Source organism: Stieleria sedimenti (assembly GCF_025060895.1).
In the GTDB taxonomy this organism is placed as follows: domain Bacteria; phylum Planctomycetota; class Planctomycetia; order Pirellulales; family Pirellulaceae; genus Stieleria; species Stieleria sedimenti.
This window is the reverse complement of record NZ_JANZKV010000003.1, coordinates 1-16,490: the sequence shown is the minus strand read 5'-3', so window position 1 is coordinate 16,490 and position 16,490 is coordinate 1. Positions and strand designations below refer to the sequence as shown.

Below are 16,490 nucleotides of genomic sequence, written 5' to 3'. Positions count from 1 at the left end.
CGGTATTGGGCTTTGACCCCCGTTCGGGGTCATGCCGCGAACCGATTATCCCGAAGGGATTTCAGCGAGTGGCCGGAGGTCAGCGCAGCGCCACCTCCGGGAAGCAGGCCCCGAATTCCCCTCGACCCCGGACGGGGTCGCAGCGAATCAATCTCACTCCGTTTGAGATCAGCCGCGTGCGTCGAACTTGGCAAAAATCATCTTGCCGGCGTTGGTCTGCAGCGTGCTCGTCACACGTACTTCGAGTTCCTGGCCGATTCGGTTCCGCGCTCCTTCGACCACCACCATGGTCCCGTCATCCAAGTAGCCGATGCCCTGCTCGGCACCTTCACCCGGCTTGATGATTTTGACGTTGAACGACTCATCGGGAAGATAAACCGGACGCAGTGAATTGCTGATCTCGTTCAGATTGATGACCGGGACGTTGTGCAGTTTGGCGACCTTGTTCAGATTGAAGTCTCCGGTCACCACCTTGCCTTCGAGGTGTTTGGCCAGCAGGACGAGCTTCAGGTCAACCGTTTGGCCGGCTAATTCCGGCAAGTCACGATCAAAGATCATCAGGTCGACGTTGTCATCGGCTCGCATCCGATTCAGCACGTCCAATCCGCGGCGGCCACGGACGCGTCGCAGTTTGTCGCTGCTGTCGGCGATGGCCTGTAACTCGCTGAGGGCGAAACGCGGCATGATCAACTGGTTGTCAAACACGCCGGTGTTGACCAAGTCTGCGATTCGGCCATCGATCACCACGCTGGTGTCCAGCACCAGTGGCTTAAAGCCTTTGACTTCGCGGACGAATTCGACATAGGGAATCAGAAAACGAAAATCGTCTTTGGTTTGGATCAGAATGCTGACACAGACATAGCACAACAGCATCCCCATGATCAGCTTCACCGCGTTGCCGACCAGCAACGACTGGGCAAACAGCGGCGCGATCGCGATCCACAGGATATAGCTGAGCAAAATTCCGATCAGCACTCCGAAGTAAACCGCTGAGATGGAATCGATGCGTTTGCGCGGGATAAAAATATCCCCCATGATTGCGACGACGGCGATCCCCATCACGCCGGCAAAGACGACATAGGGATTGATGTCCGCATCACTCGGCAGCGCCGTGTTGATGATCCACGACACCCCGCCGGCGCAAAGTAAGAAAACGCATCGAAGGATGATCAATTCCATAAGACTAGCTGGTCACGGGATCAATGTATTGGATTGGTTTGGGAAATCTCTATCGCCGCATTGGCACCGTTGGCCAACGCACAGTCTAGATGACGCAGCGATCAGTCCCCAAGGGGACACGGAAATCGAAACCCGATGACAGGAAGAAAGTGCCCCGAAAAACCCCAGAAACGGGAGAATTGACACAATGTGAGGCCCGCGTCTGGCTGCCAGATGTAAAGAGATCCCCAGGGCAAGTAAGAAACTCGCCCCACCTTAGCTATTTGATCTCGGCCAGCAATCGATCCATCTTGGATTGAATTTTCGAGGCGACCGCGGCGATTTCGTCGTGGGCTTTCTGCGCCGCTTGAGCGAGTGCTTGAGCCTGCTCGACCTTTTTCTGCAGCCCTTCGCGGGTGGCCAGCAGTTTGTCGGCTTCGGCCTGCCGCGCCGCCGCGGCTTGCTGGTGCGTCTTGATGACATCGATCAGGGCGATACGGTTGCGGCGTTGTTTGGCCATGTCGGTCAATTTCGCCGCCAGTTTCTCCTCCGATTCCGCGACCGCGATCATCTTGGATGGATCGGCTTTTAATGCCACACGTAGAGCCGTCACCTCGTCTTGAAGATCACGAACGGCGGTGGTCAGCGTCGGCAGCTGTTGGTCGAAGGTTACGGACGTTTGTTCAGCCGTTTTGGCGGCAGCACTACTTTCGGCGGCCTGTTTCTTGAGCGCGGCAACCTTCTGGTCCAACTCCGCGAGCGACTTTTTAGCGGCCGTCGTCGCAGCGTTGGCCTGGTCCAGGTTCGCTTTCGCCGGAGCCAGTTTCTCTTGGATGGAAGCCAGGGTCGTCTTGACGGCTTCGACACGTTTGGTTGCCGGTTCGGGGTTGGCCGCCAGGCGGACCATGGCATCGGGGGTGTCGACCGGAGTGTTGAACACGGATCCGGCCCAGTCTCCATAGATCAGCCGTTTTCCGTCGTGAGTGATGGCGACTTCCAACATATCTTCTCCGGCATGGTTGAACGATTTCAGTTCCTTGCCGGCTGCATCCCACAATTTGGCTCGATTGTCCCGACCGGCGGTCGCCAATTGGGCTTGGTGGTCGAATCGGACCGCTGTGACGCCGCCACCATGGGCGTTGATGGATTTGATCGCCTTGCCGGAGACCATGTCCCACAACTTGACCGTCCCGTCCTCACTGGCGCTGGCCAAGACGTTGGAATCATCGCGCCAGGCGAGTGAAGTGATGCCGCCTTTGTGGCCGGCAAGATCCAGGTACTGGCGTCCCGTTTCGGCCTCCCAAACGATCAGCCCGCCCGAGCGATCACCGGAGGCGAGCAGCACTCCATCGGGGCTGTAGGCGACGGCGTAGATCCAATCGGTGTGTTTCTTGATGTCGAACAGTTTTTCGCCGCTGCCGACGTCAAAGATCCGCAACATCTTTTGCGGTCCGCCCATCGCGACGCGCGACAGGGTGTCGTTGGCGTCGGCGCCGAAAACGATGTCCAATTCGTCGCCGACGGTCGCGACGCGTTCGCCGGTCTTGACGTCATAGATCGCGACGAGCCCGAGTAGGGAGTGTTCGCCGCCGCCGGCGATCAGGTACGAACCGTCACCGCTGAAACGCAGCTCCTGAGCGACGCCTTCGGGGAACGGCAGAATGCCCAGCAGTTCCGCGGTGTCGCTGTGATACATCACGATCTGGTTTTGCCCGGCGATGGCGACCAGCGGAGCCCAGGGACTGGCCGCAATCGCGGTCACCGCTGCGGCTCGCGAGGTGACGACCGGGGTTTCCAAAGGCAGCGTTTCGGGCATCGCGACGGGGCCGTCGGGTTTGCCGCCGGTGGGGGCGACAAAGGCCAACGCGTTTGATTTCATTTTCTTGGCTTTGGATCCGGAGTTCTCCAGAATCCCGCCTTCGATCCAAGCTCGAATGATCGCCAATTTGTCTGCCGGCAGCTTATCCTGCTTGGGTGGCATCACGGGCGTGTCGTCGTGGTTGACCAATTGCCACAGACGGCTGCTCTCGGCATCACCATCGTCATAGACGACTTCACCACTGCCGCCGCCCTCAACGACCGAGCCGAACGTGTCCAGTGCCAGGCCACCCTTCTTGTCGCTCTGTTGGTGACAGTTCAGGCAGTACTGTCGAAAGATCGGTTTGACGTCGTCTTCGTAGGTGACCTTCTTCGGAGCCGCGTCGGCCGCTTGGCAAACAGAAACAGCCGACAGCGTCGAGAGTGCGGCAAATCGAACAAATGCAGATCGAACAGACATGGCGGGAGAGGGTAGGCGGGGGGAGGGGGCTGGGGCACAGGTCCGTGTCGAAATCGGAACTCGACCCAGTTTAATCAGCGTCGCCCGATGAGCGACGCGTAATTCCTAGCTGTCGTGCAAGACGGTTCTGGTAGGGAATTCAGCAACCGTTGGTGTTTAGCCTTAAGGCGATTCTCGGTCGCTGCATAGCAGCGACAGTGAGCGGCTAAAGCCTGCACACCAACACTTGGTCTAGACACCCATTGCTTCAAGGTTGAAGGATCACTAGTGGTTGAACACAAATTCGCGGCTATTGAGCACGGCCCAGAAAATGTCTTCCAAGGCGGCCGGCTTGTTATCCGCCTTGTCGACGGTGGCTTTCAAATCCGCCAGCTCGGTCGCCGATGGGCTGCGCGAAAGGCAGCGAACATAGATTCGGTCGATCACCTGTTCCTCGGTCAACTTCTCCGTCTCCATCCATCGCTTGATCTTGTTTCCCTGAGCGACCTTGCTGCTGACGCTGCTGCCATTGAGCAAATGCAGTGCCTGGGAGAGCGAGGGATCGGTCGAGGCTTCACACTCACACACCGTTGCGCGTGGGGCGCGGCCGAAAGTGGTCAGGAAGTAGTTGCTCGTTTTGCCGTCGGCGATTTGCACCGCACGTGCTCCGATCGGCAACCCGGTAAACTTGTCCGGCGCCTCGGTGACTTGGCAAATGCAGTCCAGCAAGCTTTCCGCGGGGATGCGACGGATGTTCGCGTGGGCATAATTGCGATTGTCGTGGGCGTTGGTTTCGTTCGTTTCGGAGCTGCGTTGGTAGGCTTGGCTGTTGCAGATGTCACGCACGAGTCGACGGAAATCGAAGTCGTATTCGACCAGTTTCTCGCCCAACAGTTCGAACAGCTCGGGGTTGCTGGGCGGATTGCTGACACGAATGTCATCGACTTCGTCAACCAATCCGACGCCCATGTAGTGGGCCCAAACACGGTTGGCGATCGACTTGGCGAAGAACGGGTTCTCCGGGCTGGTCAACCATTCCGCCACCACCGCGCGGCGATCTTTTCCACGGGTATCGGGTGCGTCCCCGCCGAGGAACTTGGGCGGGACCGGTTTCTTGGTCACCAAGTGATTGACTTCGCCACCGCCTCGGTTGTAGACGATTTTCTCACGATAGTCCTCGGCGTTCTTGCGACCGATCTGCGAGAAGAAGGACGCAAACCCGTAGTAATCATCCATCGTCCAGCGGTCGAAGGGATGGTTGTGGCATTGGGCACACTGGGTGCGAATGCCCATGAACACTTGCGCCACGTTCTCGGCGGTCTTCAGGGTATCACGCTCGATCTCGTAAAAGTTGGTTGCCGGCGATGTGAATGTTCCGCCGGTGCTGGTCAGCAGGTCGCGAACCATTTGGTCGATCGGGACATTTTTGGCAAACTTGTCGGTCAACCAGTTCGCGTACAGGAAGGCAGACTTGTAACTGACCTGGTTGGTGCTCTTGATCATCAACAGCTGGGCAAACTTCATCGCCCAGATTTCGCTGAACTCCTTTCGTTCGAGCAATCGATCGATCAGGGCGGCGCGTTTGTCGTCGGCCGGATCGGCGACGAAGTTGCGGTACTCTTCTTCGGTCGGCAGCAGTCCGGTGATGTCGACCGTCACACGACGGATGAACTCTTCGTCGCTGCACAATCCACTCGGCAGGATCCGCAGCTGTTGCAGCTTCTTGCCCACCGATTGGTCGATGTAGTTGCCGGTGATCTTCGGCGGCGTGTAGTCCAAGTCGGTCGGCAGAGCGAGCACTTGGCTGCCGACGGTGTGCGTGTCAAAGCGGGCCATCACGAAGGCTTCTCCGCGTCGACCCGCGGTCACGTTGCCGGTGTCATCAATGGCTGCGGTGCCGGAGTTGTTGGACGTGAAGGCGGCCAAACGCGTGACATCACGAGTGGTGCCGTCGCTGTAGGTCGCCACGGCGACGAATCGCTGGGTGGAACCCTCGCCTTCGATGACCGCTTGTTGTGGATAGATCGCGACGGACGCGACGGTCGGCGGCTTGTTGTCGGCCGGATCGGCAAGTGCCCCGTTGGACAACCATTCCAGGACGGTAGCGTAATAATCGGAATCGGTGTCGAACAGTTTGCCGCCGGTATGCGGAACCGCGCCGATCGACTTTTTCAGAAACAGGCTTTCTTCGGGGATCGCCAAGTTGATACGGCGAACGCCGATTTCACGGGTGATCCGCAGGTAATCGCCATCGGGATCGAAGCCGAACAAGCTCATTCGGAATCCGTCTTTACCGCGGGCGGCTCCGTGACACGAACCGGTGTTGCATCCGGATCGCGTCAACACCGGCATCACGTCGTTGGTGAAGCTGATCGGTGGTTTGGTTTGTGAGTTGGACACCGTGACGGGAATACGGACTTCGGTGCCGAGGTATTCGGCGATCAATTCGGTCGAACCGTCGGCCAGCGGCAACAGCTGGAAGTTGTCTCGTTTGACCTTGGATTCGTCGGCGATTTTCCAGATCACACGCTCGCTGGCGTCTTCGGTGATTCCGTCATCGCGGCGCAGCACTGCGACGAAAGACTGAAAGTCGCGGGCCGAGTTGAGCTTGATTTCAGGCGGATAGACCGCCAAGTCAGGTTTCCGCGGTGAGTCCGAGGGGCGGGATGCTGCTTCGTCGGCGGGTGTCACGCCGAAGGATGGCATTGCCAGTGCAACGAGGAGCAACAGGGATGCGGCAGGGCGAGTCTTCATGTCAAAAACGCTGTTTGGGGGGACACTCGATCTGAACCGTGGCTCTGACGAGGTGGGCTCTGTCGAGGTGAGTCACCGAGTGGCGTGGACCATTCGGAACCAAAACTGTGGTGGTGTCAAAACGAAAGCACCCGCGGATATGGCGGGTGCCCTCGTCGCTGATTTATTTCTTCTGCCGGAGCTGTTCCAAACGACTCAGCGGTTTGGGCTTAGCGGGCGCTTTGGCGGCTGGTTTGGGAGCGGCCGGCTTCGGGGCATCGACCTTCGGTGGCAACGGTTTATCGATCCGAAGCTCACCCGAACCGTTGGTCTGGACGATCGTTTCGTCACCGACTTTGACGCGTGCGATGCAGTTGAGCGTTCGGTGTGTGCCGACCTTGGCCTTGGCGTCGATGACCAGCGGGAACGTCACACTTTCTGATTCGGGTGTGACCGGTTGCGTGGCGGCGGGGCTGGTCACACCGGCCGGGATCCCGACCAACTCGACCTCGGCCTCTCCAGGGTATTCACGCAGGATCTCGATCGGAATCGTCACGTTGATTTCGGTCCCCAATTCCCCGGCGGACTTGGGGAACGTGTATTTGAAGATCGAGTTTTCCACTTCCAGCATGATCGGTGGCGTGGCCGTTTGTGCGGACCCGGTTTTGGTGTTGTAGGACGCCACAAAGATGATCGGCCAGGTTCCGATTCCGGCACCGGTGTTGGCGGTGATGGGAATATCGACTTCCGTCTTGCCCTTCGCAATCGAGCGACTGTTGTTGATCGAAATGCCCGGCGGGTTGTAGAGGGTACGGATCGAGACGGTATCGTCGAAGCCCTCTTTTTTGGTGATCCGCACCTTCAGGCTCTTGCTTCCGCTCCGCACGATCGGCGTCTTCGGTTGGACGACTTCGATGGTGAAGGGAACTTCATCGGTCACGGCCATCGCGGCGCGTTCGGTATCGTATCCCCACATTTCGCGGCGGTTTTGTCCCAGCACCAGCTTGTGGTGTTGCGAAAGTTTGCCGCCGACCAACGGGCTCTTGTCGTCGCCCTTGGCAAAGATCGTGTACAGCGAGGCGTTGTGCGTGGCGTCCGGGGCCGCGGTCAGCAAGACCGGGACTTCGGGGCGTCCGGCTGGCATCGGGAACGTCGTCGCCGTCACACCTTTGGGAAGTCCTTCGAAGGACAGATTGACTTCGCCGTTGTATCGGTCACGGGCGGCCGAGACGACCATGCCGACGCTTCCGCCGATCGGAACCGCGACGACTTGAGCCTCGTCACGACGAAGTTCCTTGAGCGACAGATTGACCGCCGGCGTCGGCGTGCTGACTTCGATTCGATAGGTGTAGGTCGGGCCGCCGCCACGAAGGTGGTCATAAATTCGAACCGTGTGCTTGCCGTCGACCTTGGCGTCAAATTCGAGGAACGGATCAATCTTTCCGCGGCTGTCATCACTGGACGTGATCGTCGCGTGCTTCGGATCGAACACGTTCAGCACGGCATCCAGAGGTGAACGCAACACGTCTCGGGCAAATACTTCGACGCGGTACTTGGTGCCCTTCTTGGCTTCAAAGGTGAAGCAATCGTAGTCCTCGGGCTTCTCGATCACACCGCAATAGGCGCCGGGGACCGGAACCACGGGGGCGGATCGGCGATCGTCATTGGGTTCCTTTTCCATTGCGACGGGCAATTCGTTGACGCGGATCCAATTCGGTGACGGGGTGACGCCATTTTCGTCTTCGGTCGTCACGCCCCACTGCGGATAGTTTTCACTGGGAAGCGGAATCTTGGCCGACCGTTCGCTGCCGTCGGACAGAATCAACTTGGCATCCAAAACGGTCGACGGTGCGCCGCCGGCCGGAATCACGGCGACCGGTCGCGGGTAGGTGCCGACATGAAGCCGGTATCCACCCAGGTCGCTGCCCAGGAAAGAACTGTCGCGGACCAAGATGGAATACTTGCCATCGGCGGGGGCGGTGAAGCTACACAAGCCGTCTTGTTGAAACAGCGAGGTGTCGTCGCTGGAGGCGACTTCGAAACGGCCTTCGTCCAGGATCGCGATGTAGGGATCGAGGATGTTTTGGTTGCGAAGTGAGTTGGCGATTCGAATGCCTTCGATTTCAACGTTCAGCGTCTGGCCGGCTTTCAATTCGACCTGGTAATGGTCGATGTCTTCGCGTTTGACCACGCCATCGATCGTCGAATTCAACTCGATCACCTGCGGCGCGGCGAAATCATTGTTCGGTTCGACTTCGGCAACGACGGGCATCGCACCGACGCCCAGCAGGCGAAGGTTCGCAATCCCGCTCTTGGTGACCAACCGGATCGGATACAAGCCCGGCGTCAGGTCCGCGGCGGCACGAAGTTTGACTTCCGTCGCACTGTTGCTGACCGCTTTGACTTCCAAAATCTCGATGCCGGGCAAGTCGCAGAGGACTTCGGAGGCATCACTCAGGCGTGTTCCCTTGAAGGTCACGACCGCCTCTTCACCACGAACCACGCCGCGCGGTTCCAAGCTGGTGACGACGGGTAAGGTCGCGGATGCATTTTGGATCAGCATCGTTCCGATCAGGAACGCACCCACCCATGCCGCAGCGTGCGGCCGGAGAGCTGTTTTTTGTTTCGTCATCGGTTCGTCAACGATTGTGGAACAGGCAGGATTCGAACGCCCGATCTTTCAAGCGTTTGGTAGCAGTGGCTGGTGGCATAAGCTTCCAGCCTGCGTGGTCGAAAATCGCAAGCTGGAAGCTTACGCCACGCGCTGGAAGCCTTTTTCTCGTCTAAACCATGATGGGCTCGATCAGCTTTCCGCCATCGACGATTTCAATCGGCCGATCACCGGGCGCCATCAGTTCCTTGTCCGCAACGATGCCGAGCAAGCGGTACATCGTGGTGGCCAAGTCGGCCGGTGAAACGGGGTTGTCTTCCGGTTCGGCCGCGGTCGAATCGGAGGCACCGTAGATCATGCCGCCCTTGATCCCGCCGCCGGCCATCAGGACGCTGAACACCTTGGGCCAGTGGTCGCGGCCGGCGTCGTTGTTGATCTTGGGAGTACGGCCGAATTCGCTGCTGACCATCACCAAGGTCTCGTCCATCATGCCGCGTTCGGTCAGGTCGTCGAACAGGGCCGCCAGTGCCGTGTCGAGCGCGGGCATTTGGCTCTTGAAGCCGCTGGTGATGTTGTTGTGCATGTCCCAGCCGCCGTAGGTCAGCGTGACCAACCGTGTACCGGCTTCGACCAGCCGACGGGCCATCAACAATCGCTGTCCGGCCTGGTTACGGCCATAGCGGTCGCGCATCTTGGCGTCTTCCTTGTCGATGTCGAACGCTTCTTTGGCCGCCGGGGTGTCCAGCAAGCTGTACGCTCGCTCGTAGAACGTGTTCATCGCGCCCACGTTGTCCGCGGCCGTCGCCGCAACGAATTGCTTGTTGACCGCAGCCAACGCTTCCTTACGTCGCATGAATCGGTCGGCATCCACTCCGCCGGCCAAGTCCAGATCGCGGACTTTGAATCCGCTTTGAGCCGGATCCGAGCCGAGTGCGAATCCGCCGTAGCTGCTGGGCAGATAGCCGGTCCCGGCGAATTCATTGGGAACGTTCGGAATGCACACGTAGGGAGGAAGATTGTTTCGCGGGCCGTATTCGTGGCTGACGACCGCGCCGAACGACGGGTAACGCAGCGCTGGGCTGGGCTTGTACCCGGTGAACATGTTGTGGGTGCCCCGCTCGTGGGCTGCTTCACCGTGCGTCATCGAGCGGATCACGCTGAACTTGTCGGCCCGTTTGGCCAACTGCGGAACCGCTTCGCCGAACACTTCACCCGTGTTCGTTTTGATCGTCCGCATCTCGCCCCGGTATTCCAACGGGCTATACGGTTTGGGGTCGAAGGATTCCTGTTGGGCCATTCCACCCGGCAAATAAACGTGGATCACGCTTTTCGCTTTGGCTTCGACAAAGTCATAGTGCTTTTGCTCGGCCATCGCCTGACGCATCAGCAACTCGGGCAACGAGAGCCCGATCCCTCCGAGAGCACCAGCGGCCAAAAAACCGCGACGGCTAAATGGGTTTCCTTCGCAACGCATCGTACGACTCCATGAATCAGTGATGGGTGGGTGACTTTCAGCGGCTCGAAGTGCGGTCAATCCAATGCATCGCTGACGCATCACATTGGTTTCACGTTTCAAGCAGAATCGGAGCATCCGATCTCGCTGAAGTGTTTTGGTAGGCGGGGACAGCGATCAATGCCGAAAGCTTTCGGTGTGATGCTGTGGGGGTGGGTAGGGTGTCCAGACAACTCGGCGCATGCTTGCACAAACGATAACTATCTGAACGACAACGAGTCTATCGTCCGGATGAACCCTAGAAAATGACGCAACCGGAAAAATTGTGCTTTCCGGATTGTGGACGTAATCCTCCTAAGGTGTTCCGTAGCGTAGCGGTAACCACCAATGGAGTCAAATTACACTAGCTGGAGGGTGGTGGATTGCGGTTCTTTGGGGGGGGTGGCTCGCTGTGCGTGACGGCTGGCATGCACAGCATGCCCTACGCCGGCATGCACAGCATGCCCTACGGTTGGCATGCACAGCATGCCCTACGCCGGCATGCACAGCATGCCCTACGCCGGCATGCACAGCATGCCGTACGCCGGCATGCACAGCATGCCCTACGGCTGGCGTGCACAGTGTGCCCTACGGCTGGCATGCACAGCATGCCCTACGGCTACCACTGCAACTTCCACGTCTCGGGGGATTGCCCCAAGTCATACCAGCCGTCGAAGTGTTCCAGTCGATCGGCCGGGGCCAATTCGATCGAGCCTTGTTCGGCCAATTGATGGACGAACTCGCCGAGCTGTTGGCTGGAGCCGAACTCCCATGCCATCAGTTCTTCGCGGCCCGATTCGGCGAAGTGGTCGACGGCCAATTCCAGCAAGACCCGACAAACGCCTTCGGCAGTGACGTGTCCCGCTTTGCACAACGCGGGGTCCTTCATGGCGACTCGGATCGTGTGGCGGACAAACTCCACCCGCTCGCTGTGGCCTGAATCAAATTCGGGGGCGTGATTCAGTTTGATGAGACCTTCTCCTTGAGTTTGTTGATGTCGCCTTCGACTGACTGGCGTTGATTGAGCAGGTCGTCGAGCGTTGCTCGCTCCTTTTCAACGACTTCCGCCGGGGCGCGTGAGACAAAATTCTCATTCGACAGCTTGGACTCTTTGCCGGTGATCTGTTTCAGCAATTGACCGAGCAGTTTTTCCAGACGCGTGAGTTCTGCTTCCACGTCGATGAATTTTTCCAAGTCGACGTGCACTTCGACGTCGATGGCGGGAATCGCCAGCGGGGCATCGGTTTCAAACGCTTCGGCTGTGGGGCCAATCCCCAGCACGTCGGCACCGGCCAGCGCTCCGAAGTACGACTTCATCGGCTCGAGCAGTTTACGGCTCGATTCGCTGCAGCGGATGGCGGCGGGGACGGTTTCGCGCGGCGGGATGTTGCTGCTGGCTCGGATTTGGCGAATCGCACTGACGATGTTTTGGAACTCGGTGAATTGCCGTTCGATCGTTTCATCGAAATGGTCGCGATTGGCTTGGGGCCAATCTGCTTTCATGGCAAACTCGGACACCTTCACCGGCGTCAGGCCACGCTCGGGAGCCAATTCGCCCAGGAAGCCCCAGATCGATTCGGTCACGAACGGCATGATCGGATGCAATAAGCGTAACAGCGTGTCGAGCCCATGCGCGATGACGTTTTGGGTCACCGCGCGTTGAGACGGGTCGGCGAGACGTGGTTTGGCGATTTCGACATAGAAGCTGCAGAACTCGTGCCAGGCGAAGTCGTAGAGGATTCGCGACACGTCGGCGAATTTGAATTGATCGATACCCTCGGTTGCCTGTTCGGTGACCGTTGCCAAGCGACTGAGCAACCAGCGGTCTTCCACGGGCAGAGCGGCCACGTCGATCTTCTCCGGTGTGTAGCCTTCCAGGTTCATCAACACGAACCGGGCGGCATTCCACAGTTTGTTGACGAAGTTGCGGCTGGTCTCGAACTTCTCGCTGACGACGGCGGCTTTGGGGTGTGCCAGTTCGGCTTCGGATTCGGCCCACTGCGTCGCAAAGGTTTTCTTGCACTCGGGGCACTGAACGGTTTTTGCAACTCGATTCTTTTTCGTTTGATCGATCAGCTTTTCACAGTGTGGGCACTCGTACTGCACGGGCATGCGAACGTCTTGCGTTTCGGTTGCCAGTCGAGCCAATCCGAACCGTAGCGAGTCGGGACCAAATTTGTCGATCACATCGATCGGGTCCACACCGTTTCCTTTGCTCTTGCTCATCCGTTCGCCGTTTCCGTCCAAGATCGTCGGATGGATAAAGACTTCGTCGAACGGAATTTCGTTCAGATTGTTCAGGCTCATCAGCACCATCCGCGCGACCCACAACGTGATGATGTCGCGCGACGTGCAGAGTGTGGACGTGGGGTAAAAGTAGTCCAGTTCTTTGGTCTGTTGCGGCCAACCGAGTGTGCTGTGGGGCCACAGTGCCGAGGAAAACCAGGTGTCCAGCACGTCGGGATCTCGCTCCAGACCGAGCGCTTCGACTTTCGCTTCCAGCGGTGACTCTTCGTCGCGCAGGCAGACGAACACGCTATGGGAAGTCGCCGGGTCGTCTTCATCGTCGGCTTGGATTTTCGTCGCGATCAGCTGCTCGCCGCCCAGCACCGCGGCCTGTTCGGCGACTTTGCCGGCCTCGGCTTTGGTCGCAAAGGACGCCGACCAAATCGGGATCCGGTGTCCCCACCAAAGTTGACGGCTGACCGGCCAATCGCGTTTTTCGCCGAGCCAATCGAGGTAGCCTTTGCGGTAACGCGTCGGATAGATGCGGACGCGATCGTCACTGACGGCATCCATCGCGGACTGGGCCAAGTGGTCCATTTTGACGAACCATTGGTCGGCCAAATACGGTTCGATCGCCGTCTTGCTACGGTCCGACAGCGGCATTTCGATGTCGCGATCCTCGATGTCGCCCAGCAATCCGGCTTCGTCCAAATCCGCGACGACCTGTTTGCGGGCTGCGGCGATCGTCAGACCTTCATAGGCGGGAACCAGGCCGTTGAGGGTGCCGTCGGGATTCAGGATGTTCAACATCGGCAGCGATTGCCGTTTGCCGACTTCGTAGTCGTTCGGGTCGTGGGCCGGCGTGATTTTGACGCAGCCCGAGCCCAGTTCCGGTTTGGCCCACACGTCGGCGACCAGCGGGATGATGCGTTCGGCCAGCGGCAGCATCAAACGACGGCCATCGGCGGCCATGTCGCGCAGTTGCTCCAGCTTCGGCAGCATCGTCTTGCGGCGCTCGAGCAGGGCGTCGAGTTGGTGTTGCACGTCCGGCTTTTCCTTGGCCGTCGCGCCGGCGAGTTTTTCGCGGAGTTCGGCTTCCAATTTGTCGAACGTGTGTGCCGGGTCGGGATGCACCGCGACGGCGGTATCGCCGAGCATCGTTTCCGGGCGGGTTGTCGCAATCACCACGTGATCCGGTTCACCGGGTTTGGGATCGATCACCGGATAGCGGAAATGATAGAAATGGCCTTTCTTGGTCACATTTTCCACTTCATCATTGCTGACGGCGGTTTGCAGGAACGTGTCCCAGTTGACCAGGCGTTTGCCGCGATAGATCAGATCCTTGTGGAACAGATCAAAGAACGTGGCGCGCACCGCGGCACCGCACATCGGGTCCAGTGTGAACCGCAAGCGACGCCAATCGCAGCTGCATCCCATGCGTTTGAGTTGGCCCAGGATCCGTTTCTCGTATTGGTCTTTCCAGTCCCAGATGCGTTTGACCAACGCGTCGCGTCCGATGTCGTGGCGTGACAGGTTTTCCTGTTCTTTCAGCCGCCGTTCGACGACCGCTTGGGTGGCGATACCGGCATGGTCGGTGCCCGGCATCCAAAGTGTTTCGTAACCTTGCATCCGCTTGGTGCGGATCAAGATGTCTTGCAGCGTGTTGTTGAGCCCGTGACCGAGGTGAAGCGCGCCGGTCACGTTGGGCGGCGGGATCACGATGGTGTAAGGTTTTTTGTCGGGATTGATCTCGGCCTGGTTGCAACCTGCTTCATCCCATTTGGCACTGATTTCGCCTGCGGCCGTGCTATGATCAAATCGGTTTGGAATCATGTTTGTGCTTATGTTGCCGGTGTAACGTTTTCTTTGTGCAATTTGTATTCGACGGAATCGATCAACGCCTGAAAACTTGCTTCGATGATGTTGTCGCTGACGCCGATCGTTCCCCAGGATTCGTGGTGATCGGCACTTTCGATGTTGACGCGGGTGCCGGCCGCGGTGCCGGCACCGTTGTCGACCACGCGTACTTTGTAATCGACCAAACGCATGTCACGCAGTTGGGGATAGGACGGCAGCAGGGTTTCGCGGAGTGCGGTGTCGAGCGCGTTGACCGGGCCGTGTCCTTCGGCGGCGTTGAAGCAGTCCTGATCGCCGACGCGGATTTTCAGGATCGCTTCGGCGTAAACGTCTTTTTCGTCGGCGGAGGTTTCGCCCGCGACGACCCGGTATTTGATCGGGCTGAAGTGCGGAGTGAACGTTCCGAGCACGCGTTTGATCAGCAAATCGAACGAGCCACCGGCGTTCTCGAATTGAAACCCTTGGTTTTCCAGCCGCACGACTTCGGCCAGGATTTTGTCTTGTATTTCCCGGTCGTCTTCGATGCTGTGCTTGTTCGCCACGGCAACAATGTTGCTGCGGCCGGACAGTTCGCTGACCAGGATCCGCCGTTCGTTGCCGACCAGCGCGGGGTCGATGTGTTCATACGTCGAGGCGGCCTTGTTGATCGCGTGGACGTGCATGCCGCCCTTGTGGGCGAAGGCGCTCTGCCCGACAAACGGTTGCCCGCCACGCCACTGCAAATTGGCGGTCTCGTACACGAACCGGCTCAACTCGGTCAGCGGTTGCAGGCTGCGGCCGCCCAACACGGAGTAACCTTTTTTCTTGAGCGCCAGGTTGGCCATCACGGAGATCAGGTCGGCATTGCCGCAGCGTTCTCCGATGCCGTTGATCGTCCCTTGCACCTGGGTCGCCCCGACGTCGACGGCGGCCAGCGAATTGGCCACGGCCAGTTCGCTGTCGTTGTGGCAATGGATTCCAAAGGTCACGCCCGGGTAATCACGCAGCGAGTCGATTGCGGCGCTGGTGATTTCGGCGATTTGCTCCGGCAGCGAACCGCCGTTGGTGTCACACAGGGACATCACCGCCGCGCCGCCGCTGGCGGCAGCCCGCAGCGTCTGGAGGGCATACTCGGGGTTGGCGCGATAGCCGTCAAAGAAGTGTTCGGCGTCATAGATGACCGCGGCATGTCCGGCCAGAAATTGGACGCTTTCGCCGATCATCGCCAAGTTTTCTTCCAGCGAAACTCGCAAGACTTCCGTGGCGTGGTAGTCCCAGGTTTTTCCGACCACGGTGATCACCGGCGTGCGGGCCGCGACGAGTGCTTTCATCCCGGGGTCTTGGGCGGCTTCGACCCCGCGGCGGCGGGTCATTCCGAACGCACAGACCTGGGTGTCGCCCAAGTCGTGCTCCTGGATTTCCTGGAAAAATGCGACGTCTTTTTCGTTGCTCAGCGGATAGCCGCCCTCGATAAAATCGACGCCCGTTTCGGCCAACCGCAACGCGATCTGCAGTTTATCGTTGAGGGAAAAACTGACGCCTTCGCCCTGGGATCCGTCCCGCAGCGTGGTGTCGTAGATTTGGATCGGTTTTGAAGTCATGGTTCGTTTTTCATTACGAAAAAACCCCCGGAGCTGGAACGCCACGGGGGTCAAAGTTTCTTCCAAAGGCTGTGCTTGAACGGCTCGTTCGGCGGGCACAAGGTGCCGGCGACGAAGCCGATCGGTCCCCCGCGTCATCGCTGGCAAACAGTGCCAGGGACGCGGCAAATAATGACAGGTTGAATCAGCACAGTGATCGTCGTGGATTAAATGATCGTTGCGAGGAAGCGGAATCGATGTCTTAAATTCACCGGCGGACCGAGAGAATACGGCGTCACCGATCATCCGTCAATCGCGGACGCCGCCGCCCGGGGGACAGCATCTCAGCACGTGGCGATCTCAGCACGTGGCGTCCGCCCAATGTCACGTCCTTTGGCTTTAAAGGTGTTAGCGGAACGGCGCGAGCCGTCCGGTCGCGTTTCAAAAACACCGTGAAAGACCGGAGGGCTCGCGCCCGACCGCTAACAAAAACACCCCGCTTGGCGTCAAAGTAGGTGGCATTGGGCGTCAGCCAGTGGCGCGTTTGCCATGCGCCGGTCGCTGACGTCCCGCTCGCTGATGCGTCCCGCTGGGGTG

Annotated in this window: 8 protein-coding genes; all 8 read right to left on the bottom strand. The window is 59.0% G+C overall.

All coding sequences use genetic code 11. The annotated features are described in order from the left end of the window. Positions 1 to 168 precede the first annotated feature (168 nt). Positions 169 to 1,179 (bottom strand): PIN/TRAM domain-containing protein, encoded by a 1,011-nt coding sequence (locus NZK35_RS00410; protein WP_145208941.1) that lies wholly within the window; start codon positions 1,177 to 1,179, stop codon positions 169 to 171. A 259-nt stretch (positions 1,180 to 1,438) separates the two neighbouring features. Further along, on the bottom strand, positions 1,439 to 3,436 hold the full coding sequence (locus NZK35_RS00405) for a c-type cytochrome domain-containing protein (protein WP_259630624.1): 1,998 nt from the start codon (positions 3,434 to 3,436) through the stop codon (positions 1,439 to 1,441). Positions 3,437 to 3,700: 264 nt separating this feature from the next. Beyond that, positions 3,701 to 6,169 (bottom strand): DUF1549 domain-containing protein, encoded by a 2,469-nt coding sequence (locus NZK35_RS00400; RefSeq protein WP_407699752.1) that lies wholly within the window; start codon positions 6,167 to 6,169, stop codon positions 3,701 to 3,703. 163 nt (positions 6,170 to 6,332) lie between these two features. Further along, positions 6,333 to 8,780: a pre-peptidase C-terminal domain-containing protein gene (locus tag NZK35_RS00395; RefSeq protein ID WP_259630623.1), complete on the bottom strand. Its 2,448-nt coding sequence runs from the start codon at positions 8,778 to 8,780 to the stop codon at positions 6,333 to 6,335. Positions 8,781 to 8,931: 151 nt separating this feature from the next. Then, on the bottom strand, positions 8,932 to 10,233 hold the full coding sequence (locus NZK35_RS00390; protein ID WP_259630622.1) for a DUF1501 domain-containing protein: 1,302 nt from the start codon (positions 10,231 to 10,233) through the stop codon (positions 8,932 to 8,934). 637 nt (positions 10,234 to 10,870) lie between these two features. Then, entirely contained in the window at positions 10,871 to 11,140 is a 270-nt protein-coding gene (locus NZK35_RS00385) for a hypothetical protein (protein WP_143548086.1), read from the bottom strand. A gap of 71 nt (positions 11,141 to 11,211) precedes the next feature. Further along, positions 11,212 to 14,310, bottom strand: a complete 3,099-nt coding sequence (locus NZK35_RS00380; RefSeq protein ID WP_259630621.1) for a valine--tRNA ligase — start codon at positions 14,308 to 14,310, stop codon at positions 11,212 to 11,214. 8 nt (positions 14,311 to 14,318) lie between these two features. Continuing rightward, positions 14,319 to 15,914, bottom strand: coding sequence for a citramalate synthase (cimA, locus tag NZK35_RS00375; protein WP_259630620.1), 1,596 nt, complete (start codon positions 15,912 to 15,914; stop codon positions 14,319 to 14,321). Positions 15,915 to 16,490: the final 576 nt, after the last annotated feature.

Coding starts and splice junctions, on each gene's coding strand:
- cimA (WP_259630620.1), bottom strand. CDS start 15,914: ATGACTTCAAAACCGATCCAAATCTACGACACCACGCTGCGGGACGGA.
- NZK35_RS00380 (WP_259630621.1), bottom strand. CDS start 14,310: ATGATTCCAAACCGATTTGATCATAGCACGGCCGCAGGCGAAATCAGT.
- NZK35_RS00390 (WP_259630622.1), bottom strand. CDS start 10,233: ATGCGTTGCGAAGGAAACCCATTTAGCCGTCGCGGTTTTTTGGCCGCT.
- NZK35_RS00385 (WP_143548086.1), bottom strand. CDS start 11,140: ATGAAGGACCCCGCGTTGTGCAAAGCGGGACACGTCACTGCCGAAGGC.
- NZK35_RS00395 (WP_259630623.1), bottom strand. CDS start 8,780: ATGACGAAACAAAAAACAGCTCTCCGGCCGCACGCTGCGGCATGGGTG.
- NZK35_RS00405 (WP_259630624.1), bottom strand. CDS start 3,436: ATGTCTGTTCGATCTGCATTTGTTCGATTTGCCGCACTCTCGACGCTG.
- NZK35_RS00410 (WP_145208941.1), bottom strand. CDS start 1,179: ATGGAATTGATCATCCTTCGATGCGTTTTCTTACTTTGCGCCGGCGGG.
- NZK35_RS00400 (WP_407699752.1), bottom strand. CDS start 6,169: ATGAAGACTCGCCCTGCCGCATCCCTGTTGCTCCTCGTTGCACTGGCA.